This window comes from Pseudomonas sp. CCI3.1 (assembly GCF_034313985.1).
Taxonomy (GTDB): Bacteria; Pseudomonadota; Gammaproteobacteria; order Pseudomonadales; family Pseudomonadaceae; genus Aquipseudomonas; species Aquipseudomonas psychrophila.
Map to the genome: position 1 here is coordinate 658474 of NZ_JAVIWO010000001.1, position 22171 is coordinate 680644.

The 22171-nt window shown below is 58.9% G+C and carries 18 protein-coding genes; 7 read left to right on the plus strand and 11 right to left on the minus strand.

Annotated features, from left to right (window positions below):
* Positions 1-112: 112 nt before the first annotated feature.
* On the plus strand, positions 113-1747 hold the full coding sequence (locus tag RGV06_RS02785; RefSeq protein WP_048352098.1) for a methyl-accepting chemotaxis protein: 1635 nt from the start codon (positions 113-115) through the stop codon (positions 1745-1747).
* 38 nt (positions 1748-1785) lie between these two features.
* Here RGV06_RS02785 and RGV06_RS02790 read toward each other — a convergent pair whose 3' ends face one another.
* The 6 genes from RGV06_RS02790 to RGV06_RS02815 all read right to left on the minus strand — a co-directional run bounded on the left by RGV06_RS02790 (position 1786) and on the right by RGV06_RS02815 (position 10092).
* On the minus strand, positions 1786-3633 hold the full coding sequence (locus tag RGV06_RS02790) for a polyurethanase (protein WP_322149329.1): 1848 nt from the start codon (positions 3631-3633) through the stop codon (positions 1786-1788).
* A 25-nt stretch (positions 3634-3658) separates the two neighbouring features.
* Entirely contained in the window at positions 3659-5002 is a 1344-nt protein-coding gene (locus RGV06_RS02795) for a TolC family outer membrane protein (protein ID WP_416194545.1), read from the minus strand.
* A gap of 13 nt (positions 5003-5015) precedes the next feature.
* Positions 5016-6317: an HlyD family type I secretion periplasmic adaptor subunit gene (locus tag RGV06_RS02800; protein WP_416194546.1), complete on the minus strand. Its 1302-nt coding sequence runs from the start codon at positions 6315-6317 to the stop codon at positions 5016-5018.
* Between the two features lie 17 nt (positions 6318-6334).
* Positions 6335-8083, minus strand: coding sequence for a type I secretion system permease/ATPase (locus RGV06_RS02805; protein WP_416194547.1), 1749 nt, complete (start codon positions 8081-8083; stop codon positions 6335-6337).
* Positions 8084-8206: 123 nt separating this feature from the next.
* A complete protein-coding gene (locus RGV06_RS02810) occupies positions 8207-8518 on the minus strand; it encodes an AprI/Inh family metalloprotease inhibitor (RefSeq protein ID WP_322149332.1) in 312 nt (103 codons plus the stop codon).
* A gap of 131 nt (positions 8519-8649) precedes the next feature.
* The gene (locus RGV06_RS02815; protein WP_322149333.1) at positions 8650-10092 is read right to left on the minus strand and encodes a serralysin family metalloprotease; all 1443 of its coding nucleotides are present in this window, start codon (positions 10090-10092) and stop codon (positions 8650-8652) included.
* A gap of 578 nt (positions 10093-10670) precedes the next feature.
* Between RGV06_RS02815 and RGV06_RS02820 the strand changes: the two genes are divergently transcribed.
* The 5 genes from RGV06_RS02820 (at position 10671) to RGV06_RS02840 (ending at position 15866) form a co-directional block, all read left to right on the plus strand.
* Entirely contained in the window at positions 10671-11696 is a 1026-nt protein-coding gene (locus RGV06_RS02820) for a LacI family DNA-binding transcriptional regulator (protein WP_322149334.1), read from the plus strand.
* 84 nt (positions 11697-11780) lie between these two features.
* On the plus strand, positions 11781-12563 hold the full coding sequence (locus RGV06_RS02825) for a sugar phosphate isomerase/epimerase family protein (protein WP_046810081.1): 783 nt from the start codon (positions 11781-11783) through the stop codon (positions 12561-12563).
* Positions 12556-13509, plus strand: a complete 954-nt coding sequence (locus tag RGV06_RS02830; RefSeq protein WP_322149335.1) for a sugar kinase — start codon at positions 12556-12558, stop codon at positions 13507-13509. Before RGV06_RS02825 ends, RGV06_RS02830 begins: the two co-directional genes overlap by 8 nt.
* 66 nt (positions 13510-13575) lie before the next feature.
* Positions 13576-14871: an MFS transporter gene (locus RGV06_RS02835; RefSeq protein WP_019822857.1), complete on the plus strand. Its 1296-nt coding sequence runs from the start codon at positions 13576-13578 to the stop codon at positions 14869-14871.
* Positions 14872-14891: 20 nt separating this feature from the next.
* Positions 14892-15866, plus strand: a complete 975-nt coding sequence (locus RGV06_RS02840; RefSeq protein ID WP_037031806.1) for an NAD(P)-dependent oxidoreductase — start codon at positions 14892-14894, stop codon at positions 15864-15866.
* On the opposite strand, the gene RGV06_RS02845 is transcribed toward RGV06_RS02840, so the two are convergent.
* The 4 genes from RGV06_RS02845 to RGV06_RS02860 are packed head-to-tail and all read right to left on the minus strand — an operon-like array spanning position 15867 to position 19647.
* The gene (locus RGV06_RS02845; protein WP_048361711.1) at positions 15867-16946 is read right to left on the minus strand and encodes a polyamine ABC transporter substrate-binding protein; all 1080 of its coding nucleotides are present in this window, start codon (positions 16944-16946) and stop codon (positions 15867-15869) included. It abuts the gene before it with no gap.
* Between the two features lie 54 nt (positions 16947-17000).
* Entirely contained in the window at positions 17001-17342 is a 342-nt protein-coding gene (locus tag RGV06_RS02850) for a cupin domain-containing protein (RefSeq protein WP_019822863.1), read from the minus strand.
* 32 nt (positions 17343-17374) lie between these two features.
* A complete protein-coding gene (locus RGV06_RS02855; RefSeq protein WP_048352095.1) occupies positions 17375-18781 on the minus strand; it encodes an NAD(P)/FAD-dependent oxidoreductase in 1407 nt (468 codons plus the stop codon).
* A gap of 35 nt (positions 18782-18816) precedes the next feature.
* Positions 18817-19647 (minus strand): helix-turn-helix domain-containing protein, encoded by an 831-nt coding sequence (locus RGV06_RS02860; protein WP_322149336.1) that lies wholly within the window; start codon positions 19645-19647, stop codon positions 18817-18819.
* A 242-nt stretch (positions 19648-19889) separates the two neighbouring features.
* On the opposite strand from RGV06_RS02860, the gene RGV06_RS02865 reads away from it, so the two are divergent.
* Positions 19890-20168 (plus strand): DUF1652 domain-containing protein, encoded by a 279-nt coding sequence (locus RGV06_RS02865; protein WP_019822869.1) that lies wholly within the window; start codon positions 19890-19892, stop codon positions 20166-20168.
* 134 nt (positions 20169-20302) lie between these two features.
* Here RGV06_RS02865 and ggt read toward each other — a convergent pair whose 3' ends face one another.
* Positions 20303-22135: a gamma-glutamyltransferase gene (ggt, locus tag RGV06_RS02870; RefSeq protein WP_416194548.1), complete on the minus strand. Its 1833-nt coding sequence runs from the start codon at positions 22133-22135 to the stop codon at positions 20303-20305.
* Positions 22136-22171 lie beyond the last annotated feature (36 nt).

A 22171-nucleotide genomic window follows, 5' to 3' on the forward strand; every position in this document is an offset into this window, starting at 1 on the left:
GACACGTTCTACTTTCGCTGCTATGACATGACTTCGGTTTCGTCTGACAGGCAAGTCTGAAAAAAGTTGTTCTACGAAACACCACAAAAAGAAAAACAAGGAGTCACCCTTTATGAATACCCTGCGCGGGTTGTCCATCAGTCGACGTTTATGGCTGATTCTGATCGTTGCAATGGCGATGCTGCTGGCGTTGGGCTTGTTGATGCTAAAGCAGATACATGACGATTTGTATGAAGGCAAAGCCCAGAAGACCCAACATGTGGTGCAGGCCGTCAGTGGCGTGCTCAGTTACTACCAGGGGCTGGAAACGGCCGGCAGTTTGAGCCGTGAAGCCGCCCAACAACAGGCTCTGAGCGTTATCAGCAAACTGCGTTACGACAATGACGACTATTTCTGGATCAACGACCTGCGCCCTTACATGGTCATGCACCCCACCAACCCCAAGCTCGACGGCAAAGACCTGTCGGCCATCAAGGACCCTGACGGCTTCGGGATTTTTAACGAAATGGCAAATCTGGCCAAAACTAGAGGCGCGGGCATGGTCGACTATCGCTGGCCAAAACCCGGCGCCGAGGCACCGGTGCAGAAAACCTCCTATGTGCAGCTGTTCGAGCCTTGGGGTTGGGTCATTGGTTCTGGTGTCTATATAGACGATATGCAGGCCGAGTTTCGCGCTCAGGCCTGGAAAGCCAGTTGGGCGGGTCTTGGCATAGCGCTGATCATGGCGCTGCTGGTCACCCTGATTGCCCGCAGCATAGTACGACCTTTGCAAGAGGCCGTTCAGGCCATGGCCAATATTGCCAGTGGCGAAAGCGACCTGACCCGTAGCCTCGATACCCACGGCCGAGATGAAGTCACCCTCCTGGCTCAGCATTTCAATGCCTTTACCGCCAAACTGCGCAATGTGATCAGCCATCTGCAGTCCACTGCCACTGCACTGGAGCAGTCCTCCACTGAGCTGGGCAATGACGCGACCGACGCCCAGCAGCGCAGCCAGCAGCAGGCCCTGCAAATGGATCAGGTCGCCACGGCCATCAACGAAGTGACGTACGCCGTGCAAGAAGTGGCTAAAAACGCCGAACACGCCGCCAGTGAGATGCGTGGCGCCCAGTCCCAAGCCGAGCTTGGCCAGCAAAACATCGACAGCAGCCTGCAACAGATCGACCAACTGTCCGGCACCATCAATCAGGCAGTGGAAGTGATCCGGACCCTGGCCACGCAAAGCAGCGAGATTGGCAGCGTACTTGAAGTGATCCGTTCGATTGCCGAGCAAACCAACCTGCTGGCGCTCAACGCAGCAATCGAAGCGGCTCGTGCAGGCGAGCAGGGTCGTGGTTTTGCGGTTGTGGCTGATGAAGTTCGACTGCTGGCCCAGCGCACGCAAAAATCCACGGCTGAAATCCAGACCATGATCGAAGGCTTGCAGAAGCATTCCGAAGCCGCGGTCACTGTGATCGGCAGCAGCAGCCGGGCCTCTGCGCTAACCATCGAACAGGCGACCCAGGCGGGACAAAGCCTGACCAGCATTGGCCATGCGCTGAGCAATCTCAACGATCTCAATGCCTCCATAGCCAGTGCCACCTTGCAGCAGGCCCACGTGGTGGAAGACATCAACCAGAACGTGACCCAGGCCGCCGAGCTATCCCAGGGCACCGCCCAGGCGGCAGAGCAGTCGAGCGCCGCCAGTGCCCACCTCAAGGAATTGAGCGTGCAACTCAATGGGTTGCTGCGCCAGTTCAGGGTGTGAAAGCAAGGGCCGGCTGCAAAGGTGCAGCCGGCCCCGCCTCAAGCAATCACAATGTCGTTGCCCGCCAGCGAGGCCAGCCCAACGCCGACTAGCGTCACCGAGTCATTGCCAAAACTCAGGACGGTGTCGTGCCCCGATGCACTGGCATGGGCCCGGTAGTCGGCGTTATAACCGCCATCAACCCCCAGAAACAGCAGGGTGTCGGTCGCCTGATAACCCAGCAGCGTGTCGTTCCCGAAATACCCGCTAAAGACGAAGGTATTGATCCCGCCCCCCGACTCCAGCAAGTCATTGCCCGCGCCACCGATAAACACATCATTGCCCCGCGAACCGATCAGATGATCGTTGCCGCCCTGCCCCAGTAGCCAGTCGCCGTGCTCACCGGCCTTGAGCGTGCTGTCCCCGGCCCCTGCCTTCACCGAGCCGGTGTAGTCACTGCGGCTATTGCCGGCCCACAAGCCGTCATCGGCAACCCGATGGACCACGGTTTTGCTCATCCCCAGCCAGCCCGGCTCTTGCGTGGACAACAGGCTGATATCCCGGGCAATGCTGAGCCCGCCGTGTTCATCACGCACATAGAGGGTGCCGTGCCCGTCATTGACCACTTCCACGCGATTCATGGCCTGTTGCAGGTCCAGGGTATTGATGCCTTTACCGCCCAGAATGATGTTATAGCCACCACTGTCCCTGAAAGTGTCATTGCCCTCACGCCCTTCCAGGAAGTCATTGCCGCGGCCGCCCTGAATCAGGTCGTTGCCGTCGCTGCCAATAATGAACGTACTGCCCTTGTGGGGCTCGGCGTTGCGATTCAGGTCCTGAACCCAGGTGTTTTCCCGTGCAGGGTTCGACAGGTTGGCAACCACGACGGTCGAGTCCTTGCCCGTCAGGTCATAGAACGCCGAGTCGAGAATCCGCTTCATCCCGCTGTCGTAACCACTGGGCAAATGGGTGATCCAGGTCGAAACATTGGCGATCGAAAAGGGCATGAGGTTCCACGCAGTGGAGGCGTAGTGATCGTTGAAGCTCACGATGTTGTTGGTGGCAGACGGCTGATGCGCGTCGTGTACCCCCAAGGACGACAGGTTGAAGTCCGAGCCATCCAGAGCACGGAATACCGGATCGTTCTCATAGCCGATATTTAGCACACTGGACGTGGTTTCACTCTGGGTGGGAGAAGCGAAGGCAATGTAATTCGCATCGCGATAGAACCCCGACCAGTGATCGCCGCTCAGATCGGCCAGACTATTGACCGCCAGTCCGCCCAGGCTATGGCCACTGACCAGCACGTCCTTGCCCGCCAACCCCTGGGCGCCGGCAAAGGCGGCCACTTTTCCCAGTAGCGAGTCGAAGGCATTGGCGCTGTAGTTTTTGGCGTAATCCCCAGGTCCGACAGCGGCCAGCACATCGCTGATGGCATCGCCAATGGAGTCCGTGATCAGCGACTCCCGTGGCCCGCTGGTGCCGCGAAACCCGATGCCAATGGACGTCAGCTGGCCATCGGCACCGTATTTACCCAGGATCTCCACTTGAGCCGTGCCATAGCCGGCTTTTTCACCGAAGAAGGTGCCGCGCTGATCAACCTTGCCTGCGTAACCCAGTTGCTCGGCGCTTATCGGGACCCAGCCGGCTTTTTCCACGGTTTCGCGGGCGAGTTTTTCCGAGTCCGGGTTCCAGGGAATCCCCGGCACCACCCCCTGTGAATCGGTGCCGCCGACCACAGCTTTGACCAGCGTAGCGGGGAGCCCGGTGCCCATGCCGTTTTTCTGGTAGCCCACGGCAAAGCCGTTGTCGAGGTTGTGATAGCTGTAAAGCGTGATAGCCAGTGCATCTTTAACGAGAGCCGTTGAAACGTTTGATCCCACATCCATGTAGTCAAAAATCGCCATGGTTTTACTCTCCTCGTTGATAAAACTAGCGCTCCACAAAAGCCTCGTCGACCCGTGCCAGGTCCTGTTCACGCAAGGTGCCTGCGTAGAAGTGCAATTTGGTCCACGCCAGCAGGTAGTCGTAACGGGTCTGGGCCAGGTCGCGCCGCGTGCTGTAAAGCTGCTGCTCGGCGTTCAACGCATCCAGGTTGACCCGCTCGCCGCCCAGAATGCTTTGCCGGGTCGAAACCACCAGCGCCTCGGCTGAGACCAGGGCTTTCTGATAGGCCCGCAACTTGCTGCCCCCGGACAGACACGCGTTAAATTGACGTCTGAGCTCAATCAGGGTTTCCCGTGTCTTGCCCTCCAGTTCATATTCCGCCTGGGCCAAGTTGCTGCCGGCCTGACGCACCGACGCCGACACCCCGCCCCCCGAGTACAGGGGCAGGCTGACTTCAATGCCGATGGTGTTGGTGTCGTAGCGCTGGTTGTAGGTATTGCCGCTCTCGGACTCCATCTTGCGCACACTCGCATAGGCGTTGAGCTTGGGCAGATGCCCTGCCCGGTTTCGCTCCACTTCGTACCTTGCGACCTCCAGTGCCTCACGCTGCGAGGCGAGCACCGGGTTGTTGGCCAGGGCCATGGCATGCCAGGTCGAAAAGTTCGCAGGTTCCAGCGGCAATGAATTGAAACTGCGGGCCAGCGGCGTCAACTGCTCGATACCCAGTACTGCCACCCCCATCAGGGCGCCCAGCTCACGCAACGCGGCATCTTGCTCATCAAAGGCCTGGATCTCTTCTGCGGTGGCCAACTCGTAACGCGACTCGGCTTCCAGAATGTCGGTGCGCGTCCCTTCCCCTTGGCGAAACAGGTGCTCGTTCTGCTGAAACTGCTGCTCGTAGGCTTTTTTCTTGGCTTGAGCGATGTCGATCTGATCCTGCGCAAACAGGGCCTGGGTGTAGTACGTCAGCACCCGCACGAGCAATTCCTGGCTTTTGCTGCGAAAGACCTCATCTGCAAACAGCGCCTGGGCTACGCCCTTACGGTAATTGGCGTACGCCTCGTAGTCGATCAGCGGCTGTTGCACCATAAAGGTCGAGCCATAACTGTTGTAGTTGCGGTCATCGTGGGTGTTGCCGCGCTCGTTGAGGTAGGTGGCTTTGGAGTTGTTGCGCCCCTTGTTGTAGTTGTAGGACAGCTTGGGCAGCAGCCCGGCGCGGCCAATGACCCGGCTTTCAAGGCCTGCGTCGCGCTCCTGGATTGCACCCAGGAACTGCGGATCATTGCGCAACGCCTCTTCGTACACCTCAAACAGCCCCATTGCCTGTGCACTGGCCGTGACCCCGAGCCACAGCGCAAGCGTGAGGCCCAACCGTGAAGCTCTTTCCATAGGTCGCAGCATCCTAACGCTCAGTCAGCGCAGAACCTGCGCGATCCAGCAGCGGTTTAAACAAGTAGTTGAGCAGCGAGCGCTCACCCGTGCGTACGAACATCTCGGCCGGCATGCCGGGTTTGATCACCAGCCCGTTGAGTTTTTCCAGCGCCTGATCACTGACCGTGCTGCGCAGCACGTAGTACGGCATGCCGGTTTTTTCATCGAGCAACTGGTCTGCCGAGACCAGGCTCACCGCCCCGGACACCCGCGGGGTTCGGCTCTGATTGAACGCCGTAAATAGAATGTCCACGGGCAACTCGCTGCCCACCCGGTCGACCAGGTTCACCGGCAGGCGCCCTTCGACTTCCAGGCGCGCGTCCTGGGGCACGATTTCCAGCAGGGTTTCCCCGGCCCGGACCACCGCCCCCTCGGTGTGTACCCCCAAATTGACCGCAATACCGTCCGCTGGCGCATGGATTTCGCTGTGTTGCAGATCAAAGCTGGCCGAAGCCAGTTGCTGCTCAAGGGTCAGGGTTTTGAGTTGGGCCTCGGCCAGTTGGGTGCGCACTTCCTTCTGATACTCGTCAATGCGCTGTGCCAGTTTGAGCCGAGACTCCAGAATGACCTGCTCGATGCGCCCGCTTTCGCCGACGTTCTGCGCCAGATCCTGTTGTATCTGCGACAGCTGGCGTTCGTACTCCATCAGCCGGTTACGCGGGATATAGCCGTTGTCAGCCAGTGGCCGCAGATTGCTCAGTTGCTGACGCAGGGAATCGGCCTGAGCCAGTTGATCACCCCGGGCCCGGCGCATGCCCGCCAACTGTTGCGTGGCGCCTTCGATGCTGGCCTTCAGCCCGGCCTGCTCACGGGCAAAGGCCTCACGCCGGCTGCTAAACAACTGTTGCTGTCCTTCGAGCACCAAAGCCAGTCGCGGATCAGGGTCGTCACTCAACTGCGGCGCAAAACTCACCCGGCCAAGGTTGTCGCGCTCACTTTGCCAGCGGGCCTGACTGGCCCAGGCCATGCGGTACTGCGCACGCAGCGATTGCACATCGGCCTCGACCTGCGTCGGGTCCAGTCGAAACAGTGGTTCTCCTTGATGCACCGTCTGCCCTTCGCGTACCAGAATCTGGCTCACCACCCCCGGCCCCAACGACTGCACGGCCTTGCGCTTGCCCGACACCACCACGGTGCCCTGAACGGGAATGCCCTCATCCAGCGGCGCGAGGCTGGCCCACACAAAAAAACTTCCGGCGCCGAGAATAGTCAGCACCCAACCTGCCCGGACGTAAAACCCGGCCCCGCGTTGTGGCTGATGGTCATCACTCATGATGGGAGCTTCCTTGCTCATACGTCGGCACTCTGGCGATGGGTACTGGCGGGCGCCGTCTGTGCGCCGGCGTGTTGTTGCTGTGCCCCGGACAACGCCTTGAGCACCTCGGCACTGGGCCCGAAGACCTGGGTACGGCCTTCATTGAGCACCAGCAGTTTGTCGGTCTGGGCCAGGGATGATGAACGATGGGTCACCAGTATCACCGTGCAGCCCTGCCCCTTGAGCTGGGCAATTGCCCGGGTCAGCGCAGCGTCACCCACGGCATCGAGGTTGGAGTTGGGCTCGTCGAGCACCACCAGGCTCGGCCTGCCGTACAAGGCCCGGGCCAGTGCCACGCGCTGCTTTTGCCCGCCCGACAAGCCACTGCCCTCGTCCCCCAGCACCGTGTCGTAACCTTGGGGCAGGCGCAAAATCATCTCGTGCACCCCGGCCTGCTGCGCCGCTGCGACCACCTGCTGCGGGTCGCTGTCACGGAAACGGGCCATATTTTCGGCAATGCTGCCGCTGAACAACTCGATGTCCTGGGGCAGATAGCCGATATGCGGCCCCAGTTGATCGCGATTCCACTGATGGATATCCGCGCCGTCCAGACGCACCGTGCCAGCCAGGGTCGGCCACACGCCCACCAACACCCGCGCCAGGGTCGACTTGCCGCAGCCCGATGCGCCCAGCACGCCCAGCACCTCGCCGGCATTGAGGCTGAAACTGATCTGATGCAACGTGGGCAGGCGCTGGCCCGGCGGCGCGGCGCTGACCTGCTCAAAGCTCACCTGTCCCCGGGGGGCCGGCAACGCCATGTTGTCCTCACTGGCCGGATGCTCGCGCAACAGACTGTCCAGCCGCTGATAGGCCAGCCGGGCCGAACTCCATTGCTTCCACACAGCAATCAGTTGGTCGATGGGGCTCAGCACACGGCCCATCAAAATCGAACCGGCAATCATCATCCCGGCACTCATGTCGCCCTGAATCACCAGCAAGGCCCCCAGGCCCAGCACCAGTGATTGCAGGCACAGACGCAAGGTCTTGCTCACCGAACCGATGACGGCCCCGGTGTCGCTGGCCTTGTTTTGCTCGGCCAGAAATCGCGAATGCAGGTTGAACCAGCGTTTGCGCAACACCCCCAGCATGCCCATGGCCTGAATAGTCTCGGCATTGTGCAGATGGCTGGTGGCCAATTGGCTGGACTGCTGCGAGTACACACTGGCCAGGCCCAGGGATTTACGCGTCATCACCTCGTTGACACAGGCCAGCCCTACCAGCAACAGCGCACCGGCGGTCGCCAACACCCCGAGCCAGGTGTTGAACAAAAAAATCACCAACAGATAGATGGGAAACCACGGTGCATCAAAGAAGGCGAACAGCGCAGGGCCTGTGACAAATTGGCGGATCAGGGTCAAATCCCCCAGCGCCTGGCCGGCATGGGCCTGACCGCTGAACAAATTGCGCTCGAAGGCGGCGCGGTACACCTGCTGGTTAAAGCGGCGCTCCAATTGGCTGCCGATACGGATCACAATAAAACTGCGCACCGTTTCAAGCAGCCCGATAAAGATGAAAAAACCCACCACCATCAATGACAACATGGCCAGCGTTGTCGTGTTTTGCGAGGACAACACCCGGTCATATACCTGAAGCATGTAAATGGACGGCACCAGCATCAATATATTGATCAACGCCGTAAAACACCCCACGCTGATCAAGATGCTTTTATAGTCACCCAGCGCTTGCAACAAGGGGGCGACGGGACTGTTCTTCAGCCGCTTCATGACTCTTCCTTGATAGATAAAAACATTGCGTACCTGCACGCATAAAACCCACAGACACCCGCGCGCTGCACCGGGTGGTTACCCACCAAGCCCTTTACCCCAGAAGTTGCGCCTTGATACCCCTTAGATATTCGCGCGCACCATCACCAATATTTTTTGAGCGCCAAGTTGCACTTCATAGTGCCCCGGTTCAATACGGTTCATATGCACTATATCTGTACCGTCCTTGCCTATCAGGAATAAGCCGTCCGGGGTCGGCGACCAACTTGTCGGTACTTCGTCCAACCAGGTTTGCAAACATTTCACTTCAGGGCTGAAGGCCCTGTTTTCGGCAATCAGCCGTACCGTACAGGCTTGATCGACATCGTCCTGCGGATAAAACGTCCAGTTGCCCGCCAGTTGTGCGGGGCTCAGCAGCAGCAAGGAATTGGCCATGGCGCTCTCTGTAGAAAAGGTCAGCAATGCGGCTATGCACCCCATCACCTTGAAAAATTCGATTAGCCTGCAGTTCATGTCTTCAGGACCCCTGAAAGCAGCGCTTGCGCGCTGCTCCTATGCCGGCAGGCTTACGCGACGATGTCGTACGTTGCCACTTGACCCACGGTGCTCACCAAGAAATCAGCGACCGCATGGCCGCTGAAATCCACCGCAAAGTGGCCCTGATTGCTGGCTTTGTCATAGCTCACAATCGCTTCCCCGGCACGCCCGGTGAAGGCGTCGACAAAGTTCAGCCCGGCCAGTTTGGTGATGGCCGAGACGTCGATTTTGTCGATGCCGGACTGGAAGTCCATGAGGGTATCGGCGGCATTGGGCGCAGAGTCTGACACCGCGCCAAACACAAACACATCAGCACCGGTACCACCCCAGAGAGTATCAGCACCGCCACCGCCGTAGAGCACGTCGTTGCCGGCCCCACCCTTGAGCACGTTGTCTGCACTGTTGCCAATCAGCAGGTCATTGCCCGAGCCGCCAATGGCGTTTTCGACCGTTACGCCCTGTGCAATAGACACGTTGCCGGTCATCCCGCCCACGTCAGAGAACGAACCTGCTGTCAGGTTGATCTTCTGGTTTTGAGTGAAGCCGGAGAAGTCCAGGGTGTCATTACCGCCGCCGTCCCACACTGCAAAAATCAGCTTGGAGCTGGCTGATGTGGCGCTGTAGAAGTCCCGGTCCGCCGTGGCGTTGAAGCCGTAGACGGTGTCGTCGGCACGGGTTTCAAGGTTGGCGCCGTAGAGTTTTTGCACCGCAGCAATGTCATCCAGTAACGGAGCCGATGCATAGGCACCTTCGCCGCTATTGGTGAAATGCTGGCCGGTATTGCTTTCACTCCAGTAGCTCATGACGCTGTACGCACGAGTGTCTTCGCCATAGACCGCGTCGCGGTAAGTCGGGTTGCCATTACCGGCGTTGTAGTCGCCGGGGTGCGACAGCCCGAGGGTGTGGCCGATTTCGTGGGTCAGGGTCTGGCGACCGTAATTGCCTTCGCCCGGGGTTTTGTTGACGTCATAGTCCTTGTTGATCAGGTACCACGACTCGCCTTTGCGCGCACTGTTTGGCAGATAGGCAAACGCCGCACCGCCGTTGCTTGCACTGAAATTGGCGAAGGTCATGTGACCGTCGTCCCCGCGGGCTGCCGGGCCCTCGGTGAAGGTCACTTTGGCCACGTCTGCCCAGGATTCCAGCGACAGCTTGGCCTGTTCCTTCTGCAATGCGGAGAACTGGCTGAAGGTCCCCAGCCCGCGGGTGGCGTACCCAACAGGTGGCGCTGTCAGGAAGGTGTACGTGAGGTTGATCACGCCATCGCCGTTCAGGTCATGCCAACTGGCGCCGGAACGGGTCAGTTGATCGGCCGCCTGGTCGACGGTGAACGAAGGTTTGCCATTGACCAGATGATTGCAACGATCATAGAAATGACTGAAGTTATCAATTTGAGTGAAGACGGAACTGCTGACAGTTGCCGCCTGGGGCTGGCCGACAGACAGTGCCGATTTCTCTTTAAGTTTCGACATTTAAACATTTCCTTGTTTAGCAGCAGAAAGTTTTGACAGACATCGACGACCCCTTGGCGAGATCGTCCTATCACTCGCCGTTATATGGCCGGCAGAAACTGACACATATTAAAACATCCAGTCCAGTACTATTTTGCGAGCAACTAACAACAATTGTGCATATGGCCGTAACCATTGAGCATTACACGGGAAGTATTTTTTTATCCCGGCGACGATCAAATACTGACTGCCCGGTCCGCGACAATTAGTTTAAATAAATCAACGACTCATTCGTTCTGGTCGTAGAGCTTGTTTATAGTTGAATAACAGTCATCATCCAATTAAAAACCCACGCATTACATACCGAAGTCATTATGAAAAGTGTCGCCCACGGATAACTAAGCGTCGCTATCCGCTATTAAACACTTGTTATTACCAGGGCAGTACGGCGGTGTAATCGCCGCCTCGGGCCTCGTCACCGACCACAAGAACCTGAACGTTGGGCTTGACGAGGCCGGGGGATTTGAGGTCTCCTGAAACCGGTTTCAGCTACCTAATGCGAAACCGCCTGCGATAACTCAAATAAAAGGTTTCAGGCCGTGAACAGTTTTTCAGCAGCCCAGCGCACCCGCGTGACCATGCTCGATGTTGCCCAGCGGGCCGGCGTATCCAAGGCCAGCGTGTCGCGCTTTATTGGCGAAGACCGCGCCTTGCTGTCCGAAGCCATTGCCGAGCGTATCGAGCGGGCAATCAACGATTTGGGCTATCGGCCCAATCAAATGGCCCGAGGCCTGAAGCGTGGTCGCACCCGGCTGATCGGGATGCTGGTGGCCGATATTCGCAACCCCTATTCAATTGCGATCATGCACGGCGTCGAAACCGCCTGCCGTTTGCACGGTTACAACTTGGTGGTCTGTAACACCGACCGTAATGACGAGCAGGAGCGCCAACATCTGGCAGCACTGCGCTCCTACAATATCGAGGGCCTGATCCTTAACACCCTTGGCCATGACCCTGACGCGCTAAAAGAACTGCATCAAGAAATGCCCATCGTGCTGATCGATCGCAAAGTCGAGCAACTGCACACGGATCTGGTCGGCCTCGACAACCCCGAAGCAGTGCGCATGGCACTGGAGCATCTTGAGCAGCAGGGTTATCGCGACGTGCTGCTGGTCAGCGAGCCGGTTGATGGCACGAGCTCGAGGACCGAACGTATCAACAGTTTTACCGGGCAACTGGCTGCACGCCCTGCCCTGCGCGGCGCCGTGGTTAAAACCGGCCCGGGCCTGCGCGCCGACCTCCAGACTTTCCTGCAAACACCCGGCCACGGCCCCAAAGCGATTTTTTGCGCCAACGGCCTCGCCGCGCTGGCGTGCACCCAGGTGTTACGCGAGTTGAGCTGCCGCTTGTTCGAAGATGTGGGCCTGATTGCCCTCGATGACCTGGAGTGGTTCCCGTTGGTGGGCAGCGGCATCACCGCCCTGGCCCAGCCCACGCAACAGATTGGCGCAAGTGCTTTTGACTGCCTGCTCAAACGCCTGGGCGGTGATACGTCACCGGCCCGAGCGCTGGATTTTCCAGCGCAACTGATTATTCGCGGCTCAACACAACCCCTGACGGCCTGACACGTTAGCGGCTGGTAACCCTTGAACCGGTCCCCAGCCGTTTAACGCACAATAAAATGAAACCGGTTTCAGAGATTAATAACAATGACTACATTCCCCGTTTCCATCAGCCTGTCGAGCTACGGCGCCGATCTGGTTCGCCAGCGCGGACAAGACAGCTTCATTGAATTGCTGGCCAATGCGGGCGTGTCCCGCATCGAACTGCGCGAAGAACTGCTGACCACAGAGGATCCACTCGCCTTCAGCCGGTCCGTACAGCAACTGGGGCTGGAGTGCGTATTCTCCTCGCCACTGGAACTGTGGGAAGCCGGCCAGTCACGACCCAATACCCAACTGCTGGCCACCCTGAAGCGGGCCCACGCGTTCGGCGCCCAATGGCTGAAAGTGTCGTTGGGCTACTTCACCGAACACTGTGACTTACAAAACCTCGCAGCCTGCCTCAACCAGCAACCGGTGCGTCTGCTGGTGGAAAACGACCAGACCTCTTACGGCGGCCGCATTGAACCCATGCAGCGCTTTTTCGATCAGGTTGAGCAGCAACAAGCGCCCATCAGCATGACGTTCGATATCGGCAACTGGCAGTGGCAGGATCAGTCGGCCAGCACCGCCGCCCGCCTGCTGGGCCGATACGTCACCTACCTGCACTGTAAAGGCGTGGTCCGGCGCCCGGACGGCAAGCTGGTCGCTACGCCGCCGACCGCCATCGACTTGCAACAGTGGCAACACCTGATGACCCACATGCCCCACGGCCTGACACGGGCCATTGAATATCCGCTGCAGGGCGCAGATCTCGAAGGACTGACCCAAGAGCATGTTGCCGTGCTGGCGCGCTTGAGCCAAAAGCAACAGGAGCTGAGCCATGTCTAAGGTGGATGTGTTGTCGTTTGGCGAAACCATGGCCATGCTGGTCGCCGACCACACAGGCGATCTGGCGCAGGTTGAGCAGTTCCACAAGCGTATCGCCGGGGCGGACAGCAACGTAGCCATTGGCCTTGCCCGCCTGGGTTTCAATGTCGCCTGGCTGAGCCGCGTAGGCGCCGACTCCCTGGGGCGCTTTGTACTCAAAACGCTGCAAGCCGAAGGTCTGGATTGTCAGCACGTCGAGATCGATCCGCAGCACCCCACAGGCTTTCAGCTCAAGTCCCGCGTCGATGATGGCAGCGACCCGCAGGTCGAATACTTCCGCCGCGGCTCGGCCGCCAGCCACCTGAGCAGCTCTGCACTCAACCCGCAGTTGCTCAGTGCCAGGCACTTGCACGCCACCGGCATTCCCCCTGCACTCTCGCCGAGCTGCAATGAATTGTCCTTTGAGTTGATGAAGTCGATGCGTGCCGCAGGCAACAGCGTGTCCTTTGACCCCAATCTGAGACCTTCGCTGTGGGCCAGCGAGCAACAGATGATTCGCGATATCAACGCCCTCGCCGCGAGTGCCGACTGGGTGCTGCCGGGCTTGAGCGAAGGCCGGTTACTGACCGGTTACGACGATCCGGCTGATATTGCCGCGTTCTACCTCGACCAAGGTGCTGAAGCGGTAATCATCAAGCTGGGAGCCAAAGGCGCGTTCTATCGCACGGCCCAGGATCAACAGTTTGTCCCGGCTGTGCCCGTCGCCAACGTCATCGACACCGTAGGTGCCGGTGATGGCTTTGCCGTCGGCGTGGTCAGTGCCCTGCTCGAAAACCTCGGATTTGACCAGGCCGTACAACGAGCCAACTGGATCGGCAGTCGTGCCGTGCAGAGCCGTGGCGACATGGAAGGCTTGCCGAACCGTGCCGAACTGAACGAATACAACGCGCTGCCCGCGTCCCTTTAAACACCGTTACTCACTTGACTCGTCACCTGCTGCGAAAAAACAAAAACAAGCTCAGGAGCACCCCACATGCAATCGCTAAAACTCGCCGCCCGTCGCTGGTGGTACATCATGCCGATCGTGTTTATCACCTACAGCCTGGCGTACCTTGACCGTGCCAACTATGGCTTCGCCGCTGCCTCCGGGATGGCCGAAGACCTCAATATCACGCCCGGCCTGTCGTCGCTGCTGGGCGCGCTGTTCTTCCTCGGGTACTTCTTCTTTCAGGTACCCGGGGCGATTTACGCGCAAAGAAACAGCGTCAAAAAACTGATTTTTGTCAGCCTGATCCTCTGGGGCAGCCTCGCCACGTTGACCGGCGTGGTGTCCAGTGCCTACTGGCTGATCGTGATCCGCTTCATGCTCGGAGTGGTTGAAGCCGCCGTGATGCCAGCGATGCTGGTGTACCTGTGTCATTGGTTCACCCGTGCCGAACGCTCCCGTGCCAACACTTTTCTGATCCTGGGCAACCCGGTGACCATGCTCTGGATGTCCGTGGTTTCGGGCTATCTGGTGCAACATTACAGCTGGCGCTGGATGTTTATCGTCGAAGGCCTGCCCGCCGTGTTCTGGGCGTTTATCTGGTGGCGTCTGGCCGATGACCGTCCAAGCGAAGCCAAATGGCTGAGCAACCAGGAAAAGCTGGACCTGCAAAGCGCGCTGGATGCCGAGCAAGTGGGCATGAAGCCGGTAAAAAACTACGCGGCCGCGTTTCGTTCACCTGCCGTTATCCTGCTGGCCATGCAGTTCTTTTGCTGGAGCATCGGGGTGTACGGCTTTGTGCTGTGGCTGCCGTCGATTCTCAAGCAGGGTGCACAGATGGACATGGTCGAGGCCGGTTGGCTTTCGGCCCTTCCCTACCTGGCGGCAGTCATCGCCATGCTGGTGGTGTCATGGGGCTCGGACAAACTGCAAAAGCGCAAACGCTTTGTCTGGCCACCGCTGCTGATCGCTTCCATCGCCTTCTATGGTTCCTACATGCTGGGTGCCGAACACTTCTGGTGGTCCTACGCGTTGCTGGTGATTGCCGGCGGCTGCATGTACGCACCCTATGGCCCGTTTTTCGCCATCATCCCGGAAATACTGCCCTCCAACGTGGCCGGTGGCGCCATGGCCCTGATTAACAGCATGGGCGCGCTGGGCTCATTTGCCGGCTCTTACCTGGTTGGCTATCTGAACAGCTCCACCGGCTCAACGGGCGCTTCCTTCCTGCTGATGAGCGGTGCCCTGATGATTTCGGTGCTGCTGACATTGATGCTCAAACCCGCTGCCAAAGATCCTGCAGCGCCGCAACACAGTACTTCGCAACGCCTGGCCCACTCTTGAATTCAACGTTGGTGATTCCCTTGAAAAAGAATGTCGTGCTCTACAAAGAACTGTCCCCGGCGCTGATGCAGCGCCTTGAAGCCCACGCCAATGTCACCCTGATCGAGCGCCTGGACGCCGACGGCATGAACACACTGCGGGCAGCCCTGCCCCAGGCGCAAGGCATACTGGGAGCAAGCCTGAAACTGGATGCGCAGTTGCTGGATCTGGCGCCAACGCTCGAGGCAGTGGCCAGCGTGTCGGTGGGTGTCGATAACTACGACATCGACTACCTGACCGAGCGCAAGGTCCTGCTCACCAACACCCCGGACGTGCTCACCGAAACCACGGCCGACACCGGCTTTGCCCTGGTGCTGGCCAGCGCCCGCCGCGTGGTGGAACTGGCTAATCTGGTGCGTAATGGCCAATGGCAAAAAAACGTCGGCCCCGAGCATTTCGGCACCGACGTGCATGGCAAAACCCTGGGTATTATCGGCATGGGCCGTATTGGCGAAGCCCTGGCCCAGCGCGGGCACTTTGGCTTCGGGATGCCGGTGATTTACCACAGCAACTCGCCCAAACCCGCTGTCGAGGCACGCTTCAACGCACAGTACCGCAGCCTGGATGAGTTATTGCAGCAAGCCGATTTTATCTGCCTGACCCTGCCCCTGACTGCCCAGACCGAAGGCCTGATCGGTGCTGAGCAATTTGCCTTGATGCGCCCCGAGAGCATCTTTATCAATATCTCTCGCGGCAAGGTGGTGGACGAAGCGGCGCTGATCAACGCCTTGCAGCAAGGCCAGATACGGGGCGCCGGGCTCGACGTGTTCGAACGCGAGCCACTGGAACTGACCTCGCCCTTGCTAAAGCTGGATAACGTGGTGGCCACCCCGCACATCGGTTCGGCCACTCACGAAACTCGCGAAGCCATGGCGCGCTGCGCTGTCGATAACCTCCTGGCGGCATTGGCCGGTGAGCGCCCGGCCAACCTGGTGAACCCGCAAGCACTGCGCTGATTAGCGGCCGGCCTTGATCGTGGTCCACACGCGTGTGCGGGTGCGATCAATGTTCAGCGGCATGGCTTCCAGTGCAAACAGCTTGTCCATCATTGCAGGGGTTGGGTAGACCTTGGTGTCAGCCTTGATTTCAGGGCTGACCAAGGCATCGGCTTGCTCGTTACCATTGGCGTAATGCACATAGTTGGTGATACCGGCCATCACGTCCGGGCGCAGCAGGTAGTTCATAAAGCTGTAAGCGGCTTTTTCGTCCGGAGCATCGGCGGGCATGGCAACCATGTCAAACCAGATGGCAGCCCCTTCCTTGGGGATCGAATAGCCGATCTGCACGCCATTATTGGCCTCTTTGGCCCGGGTTTCGGCCTGCAGAATGTCTCCCGAGAAGCCGACTGCCACGCAAATATTGCCGTTGGCCAAGTCACTGGTGTACTTCGATGAATGGAAATAGCTGATATAAGGGCGGACCTTGAGCAGCAGCTCTTCAGCCTTTTTGTAGTCGGCGGGGTTCTTGCTGTGATGGGGCAAGCCCAGGTAGTTGAGCGCCGCAGGCAGGATTTCCGGGCCATTGTCGAGAATCGCGACACCACAGGATTTGAGCTTTTCCATATTTTCGGGCTTGAAGATCAAGTCCCAGGAATCCACCGGCGCATCGTCACCCAACACGGCCTTGACCTTGGCGATGTTGTAGCCAATCCCGGTACTGCCCCACAGGTAGGGAAACCCGTGCTCGTTGCCCGGATCATTGACCTGCAGCGCCTTGAGTAGCACCGGATTGAGGTTCTTCCAGTTCGGCAACTGGCTCTTGTCGAGTTTCTTCAGGGCCTTGCCCTGGATCTGCCGCGCCATGAAGTGGTTGGATGGGAACACCACGTCATAACCCGATGAGCCCGTCATCAACTTGCCATCCAGCGTCTCGTTGCTGTCGAACACGTCATAGCTGAACGCAATACCGGTATCACGCTGGAAGTTCTTCATCGTGTCGGGAGCAATGTAGTCCGACCAGTTATAGACCTTCACAGTTTCGGCGGCCTGACACAGCGTACCGGCCAGCATCAGGGGCAACAGGGTCATACGGATCATGAGTCGATTCCTTGCATGTTTTGGGCAGCTGTTTTTATGGGCAGGTTTCGGCGATCAAAGGATCAAAACGTAGGTCTTGCGCACGGTTTCCTGGATATCCCAGATTCCGGTGCTGTTGGCAGGCAACATCAGTGCGTCGCCTGCTTCTATGGTCAGGGTTTCACCGTCATCCGGGGTGAACGTGCAGCGGCCCTGGATGAAGTGGCAGAACTCTTGCTCCACGATCTGGCGACGCCAGCGACCCGGGGTGCATTCCCAGATGCCGGTCTCGACGCCGTCGTTGCGCTCAACGCAGGTGACTGACGTCACCGCCACCGGCGTACCGAGCGGCACGGCTACGGGAAAAGACTCCTGCAAAGCCACGTGGAGGGTATTTTTGAACTGAGTGATGCTCATGGGATGCTTCCTGTTAAGCGTGCCAGTGTTGGTTAATGCATGAAACTTTCCATAAATCCGGCCATGCGGCTGGCAAACTGCCGACGCCAGGGCGGGCTGTCAGGATTGGCCAAGGTTTTGTCTTCGTACACAAAGCTGCGAATGATCGCGTTGTAACCGAGCCAGCGGCACGGCTCGGGCTCCCAGGCCTTGAGTGCGCCAAGCCCGCCTTCGGTCAACACCCACGGCTGCCTGACTTCAAGGGTGTCGCGCTGCAAAATCAGGTCAGCCAGGGTGCGCCCGCCCAAATGGCTGGCACCTACGCCCTCTCCGCCGTAACCACCGGCCAACGCAATACCCTGCTGGCGATCACAGAGCATGTGCGGCTGAAACCGTCGCGACATTCCTAGGTTGCCGCCCCAGGCGTGACTGATCTCTACGTTTTTGAGCTGCGGGAACAGCTCCCCAAACAGGTAGCGGCGCAGTTCGACTTCGTCTTTGCTCAGATCAAAGTTCTCGCGCAAGCGTCCGCCAAACTGATAACCACCCCGGGCCCCAAACACCAGGCGGTTGTCTGCAGTGCGCTGGCCATAGGTGACCTGACGGCTGCTTTCACTGAAGGCCTGGCCCTGGGACAGGCCAATGTCGTCCCACGTGGTTTGCGGCAAAGGTTCGGTGGCCACCAGCAGGCTCTGTACCGGTAATTGATAGCGCCCAAGAGGCGCCAAAGTGTTGGCATAGCCTTCCACGGCAGGCACCACCCAACGGCTGCGCACCTGCGCCTTGTGGGTGCGGGCAACCCCTGCGCGCCACTCGGTTACCGGGCTTTGTTCAAAAATCTTCACCCCCATACGCTCAACGGCACGGGCGAGACCGCGTACCAGCTTGGCAGGGTGAATGGTTGCAATATGGGGCGTGAAAATCCCGCCATAGGGTTTGGCGATGCGGATCTGCTGTGCCAGCTCGGCGGGGCTCAACCAGCGGTAGTCGGACTCGTTCAAGCCTTCGGCGTAAAGGCTGGCCAGATACCGGCGCAGGCTGGTTTCCTGCTCCGGATAGCGTGCCGCGCAATATAACCCGCCACCTTTTCGGTAATCGCAGTCGATGCCTTCACGATCAATGACGTTCTTAACTTCGTCGGGAATACCGTGCAGTAAGTCGAAGGATTCACGCCGGTGTTCGATAGACAGGCCTGCGAGCAACCGATCCTCACCCAGCAGGTTGCCCATCAACCATCCTCCGTTGCGCCCGGAAGCGCCGAAGCCCGCTGTTTGGGCTTCAACGATGGCGATACTCAGTTCAGGCGCATGGCGTTTGAGGTAATACGCCGTCCAGAGCCCGGTATAACCGGCACCGATGATGACGACATCGACATCCAGGTCGTGCTCCAGGGACGGCCGAGGTGCGAGTTCCTCCCCAAGCTGGTCCATCCATAAACTGATTGAGCGCCATGCTGGCATTACCGACTCCACACCGATCCAAGAATGGCTCGATCCTAGTCGTTGGCCTCAGGTACGTCTTGCGTGCGTACCCGCAAAGAAATTTGTTTGGCGTAGGCATTAGGCGATTGCCCCGTGTGCTGGCGAAAACAGCTGTAAAACGCAGATATCGAGTTAAACCCAGCCGAAAAAGCCAGCTCATCGACTTTGACAGGTGTTGCGGCCACATCCATCGCGGCCAATACATGGCGCAGCCGCGCCTGATTCACGTAGCGATAAAAACTGAGCCCCAGCACCTGATTGAGCAAATACGACATCTGATTGCGGGTATAGCCGCAGGCTTGGGCCACTTGCTGCAAATCCAGATCGGGATCGAGCCAGGGTTGTTGGCGTTCAAAGTAGGTTTGCAGGTCCTGGGCCATAAAACTCAACTGCCGGGCCGAAAGCCCAAGACGGCTGACCGCAGGCCGCAATGAGCCCTGACGTGCAGAGTTGGCTGGCGTTTCGTGAACCAGAGAGGCGTACTCATTGACCCGCCAGATCAGACCATCACGCACGGTAATGGCTTCGCTGGCCCGGAAAGACACCAGGCCCTGACTGCCGCGCAGAGTCATGCGGTACTGGATAAAGGCGGTATTGCCATCCAGGCGGATGCGATCGCTGTGCTCGAGCGCTTCATCCGGCTCCCTGGGCATGGACGATTGCACATACTCGCGCAGCTCATCGAGGGTCATGACCCGATTCTGGAAAAAGTCGTTGTAGGTCACATCGGGATGGTAAAGCGCCATTACCCCATCAAGGTCCCGGTGCTTCCAGCACAGGTGATAGCGCATCACGGCTTCGCCAGTGGCGCGGGTGTGCTCGGGGCCGTCGTCTGAGGCTGACATAAAATGCTCGAAGGCAAAAAACAGAGAGTGCCGAGTTTGCGCGCTGGCTTCAATGGGCATGCACAGGAGATAAATAGCCTAAGTGCATGATTCACATCAAAACCTGGTCAATCAACTGGCTAGCGGGCAAAAAAAGGCTTATCGCTATCATGCTTGGGTGATAGCTTTGAACACGAAATACTTGCAAACACACGCGGCCAGAACCGTGCCGCACACGCCACTTGAGCTAAAGGAATTGCTCTATGTACTCGCAGGGAAACATCAATAAAGTCACCTTCCCGAACGCCTGCCAACTTATGCGCTGGCATTTTCACCCGATGGGCTTCGAGGCGACCATGGACGCGCCGAGCAGCATGATCGCCCGACTGTTTGACCGCGCCAGTGGCGAAACCGTAATTGCCATTGCCGGCATACCCTGCGCCACGGTCATGAGCCTGGGCCAGTTGGGGCGCATCATTCAGGTCGTGGAGGACGAACTCGAGAGCTTCGTACCGCCCCAGGCCTGGCAAGCGCAGGCCTGATCTGCGCCTGCAGCGGATTCATCAATGAGCCCAAAAGTACCTGCGGGAGCTGGCTTGCCTGCGATGGCATCCCTGCGGTTCGACTGACAGACCGCAGCGCCTGCATCGCGAGCAGGCTCGCTCCCTCAGCGGGTTCAATCCCCCAGTGCAGTGCCTTCTCGGCGAGGGTCGGCCCCGGCGGCCCAGCCATTTTTATCTCGAGCGATAATCTGGGTGCCACTGGTCATGTCGATGACGGACACATCGTGTCCACGATCTTTCAACTGCTGAATCAGTGCAGGGCTCACGAGACCGGCCTCGACTTCAGTGCCCACGTTGCGACTGCCGAAATTGGGAAGGCTGATTGCCTGCTGAGGATCGAGTTTCCAGTCCACCAGCCCAATCACTGCCTTGTTCACGTACTCGATGATCTGTGAACCACCCGGAGAACCAACGGTGGCGACCAGTTCGCCGCTTTTGCGATCAAATACCAGCGTCGGGGCCATTGAGGAACGAGGTCGCTTGCCTGGCTCGATTCGGTTGGCCACCGGTTTACCGTTTTCTTCAGGGACAAATGAGAAGTCGGTGAGCTGGTTGTTCAAGATGAAGCCATTGGTCATCACATGTGAGCCAAACGCAGCCTCAACCGAGGTGGTCATCGATATCGCCCCGCCCTGATCGTCAACGGCGGCAATTTGCGAGGTGGAAATACGCAGAGGTGAGCGATCCGGCGCCAACGCAAGGTTCATCCCCGCTGGAGTCCCCGCCTGGGCACGCCCCATGCTTTGCTCGCTGACAAGTGATGCCCTGGCCTGCAGATACGCTTTATCGGTCAGCCCTTTCACGTTGACCGGCACATAGTCGCTATCTGCCAGATACAACGCCCGGTCAGCGTAAGCCAGGCGCTCTGCCTCCGAGATCAGGTGAACCGCTTTAACCGAGGGTTCCAGGCGTGCTCCCGTGGAGCTTGGCACAGGTGCCAGGGCTGCCAGGTCCAGCGCTGGTGATTTGCTCTGCAGGGCCTCGAGAATCCCCAGGGTCTGCAGCACCGCTACACCACCCGAAGATGGCGGTGGCATGCCGCACACTTGCCATTGTTTGTAGTCACCACACACGGGCTCACGCTCCTTGGCCCGGTAACGGCTGATATCGGTCAGGGACAGAGTGCCGGGATTGGCGTGGGACCTGACCTGATCAACCATCGCCTGTGCGACTGCACCCTGGTAGAAGGCGTCTGCACCTTGTGTAGCGATGGCATCCAGGGTCTGTGCCAATTCAGGATTCTTAAGCAGAGTCCCAACCGGCAGAGGCTGCCCCTGTTCGGTCAAAAAGTACTTGGCCATTTGCGGCGAAGCAGCAATGAATTTGTCAGCAGCGATCTGCGTGTGCAAACGCCTGGAGACTGGAAACCCTTCACGCGCCAGTTCAATGGCAGGCTGGAACAGGTCACGCCAAGGCAGTTTGCCATGTTGCTGATGGGCCATTTCCAGCGCTCTGAGCACACCAGGGACGCCCACTGAACGCCCGCCTATTTGAGCATCCGTAAAAGGGATCGGCTGGCCATCTTTACCCAGGAACATACGGCTGTTGGCACCGGACGGGGCTGTTTCACGACCATCGAAGGCCTGAACCCGCTTGCCGTCCCAGTACACAATGAAAGCACCACCACCGATACCGCTTGCCTGAGGTTCTACCAGTGCGAGCACGGCTTGCATGGCGATCGCGGCATCGATTGCAGATCCCCCTTTGCGCAGCATCTGCTGCCCTGCAGCGGTCGCTAATGGGTTGGCTGCGGCGGCCATGTGCCGCTGCGCATGCACGGGGGCCATGTCCGCACGAAAGCCCGAGGATATCTCGGGTGCGGGCGGCAACTCGGGGGTTTTATCAAGCGCTTGGTGCCCGCTGTTGCAACCCCCGATCAAGAGGGCCAGAGCCGATAAACCGATGACACGGGCGCTGTTGTTTTTGGCAAACAAGGTAGTGATCAAAAGAAGTTCCTTCTACTGGCAAAGCCAAACATTGTT

Excerpts from the sequence above, each read along its gene's own strand:
- RGV06_RS02785 (WP_048352098.1), top strand. The coding sequence starts at position 113 with ATGAATACCCTGCGCGGGTTGTCCATCAGTCGACGTTTATGGCTGATT.
- RGV06_RS02790 (WP_322149329.1), bottom strand. The coding sequence starts at position 3,633 with ATGGCGATTTTTGACTACATGGATGTGGGATCAAACGTTTCAACGGCT.
- RGV06_RS02795 (WP_416194545.1), bottom strand. The coding sequence starts at position 5,002 with ATGGAAAGAGCTTCACGGTTGGGCCTCACGCTTGCGCTGTGGCTCGGG.
- RGV06_RS02800 (WP_416194546.1), bottom strand. The coding sequence starts at position 6,317 with ATGAGTGATGACCATCAGCCACAACGCGGGGCCGGGTTTTACGTCCGG.
- RGV06_RS02805 (WP_416194547.1), bottom strand. The coding sequence starts at position 8,083 with ATGAAGCGGCTGAAGAACAGTCCCGTCGCCCCCTTGTTGCAAGCGCTG.
- RGV06_RS02810 (WP_322149332.1), bottom strand. The coding sequence starts at position 8,518 with ATGGCCAATTCCTTGCTGCTGCTGAGCCCCGCACAACTGGCGGGCAAC.
- RGV06_RS02815 (WP_322149333.1), bottom strand. The coding sequence starts at position 10,092 with ATGTCGAAACTTAAAGAGAAATCGGCACTGTCTGTCGGCCAGCCCCAG.
- RGV06_RS02825 (WP_046810081.1), top strand. The coding sequence starts at position 11,781 with ATGACTACATTCCCCGTTTCCATCAGCCTGTCGAGCTACGGCGCCGAT.
- RGV06_RS02830 (WP_322149335.1), top strand. The coding sequence starts at position 12,556 with ATGTCTAAGGTGGATGTGTTGTCGTTTGGCGAAACCATGGCCATGCTG.
- RGV06_RS02835 (WP_019822857.1), top strand. The coding sequence starts at position 13,576 with ATGCAATCGCTAAAACTCGCCGCCCGTCGCTGGTGGTACATCATGCCG.
- RGV06_RS02845 (WP_048361711.1), bottom strand. The coding sequence starts at position 16,946 with ATGATCCGTATGACCCTGTTGCCCCTGATGCTGGCCGGTACGCTGTGT.
- RGV06_RS02850 (WP_019822863.1), bottom strand. The coding sequence starts at position 17,342 with ATGAGCATCACTCAGTTCAAAAATACCCTCCACGTGGCTTTGCAGGAG.
- RGV06_RS02855 (WP_048352095.1), bottom strand. The coding sequence starts at position 18,781 with ATGCCAGCATGGCGCTCAATCAGTTTATGGATGGACCAGCTTGGGGAG.
- RGV06_RS02860 (WP_322149336.1), bottom strand. The coding sequence starts at position 19,647 with ATGTCAGCCTCAGACGACGGCCCCGAGCACACCCGCGCCACTGGCGAA.
- RGV06_RS02865 (WP_019822869.1), top strand. The coding sequence starts at position 19,890 with ATGTACTCGCAGGGAAACATCAATAAAGTCACCTTCCCGAACGCCTGC.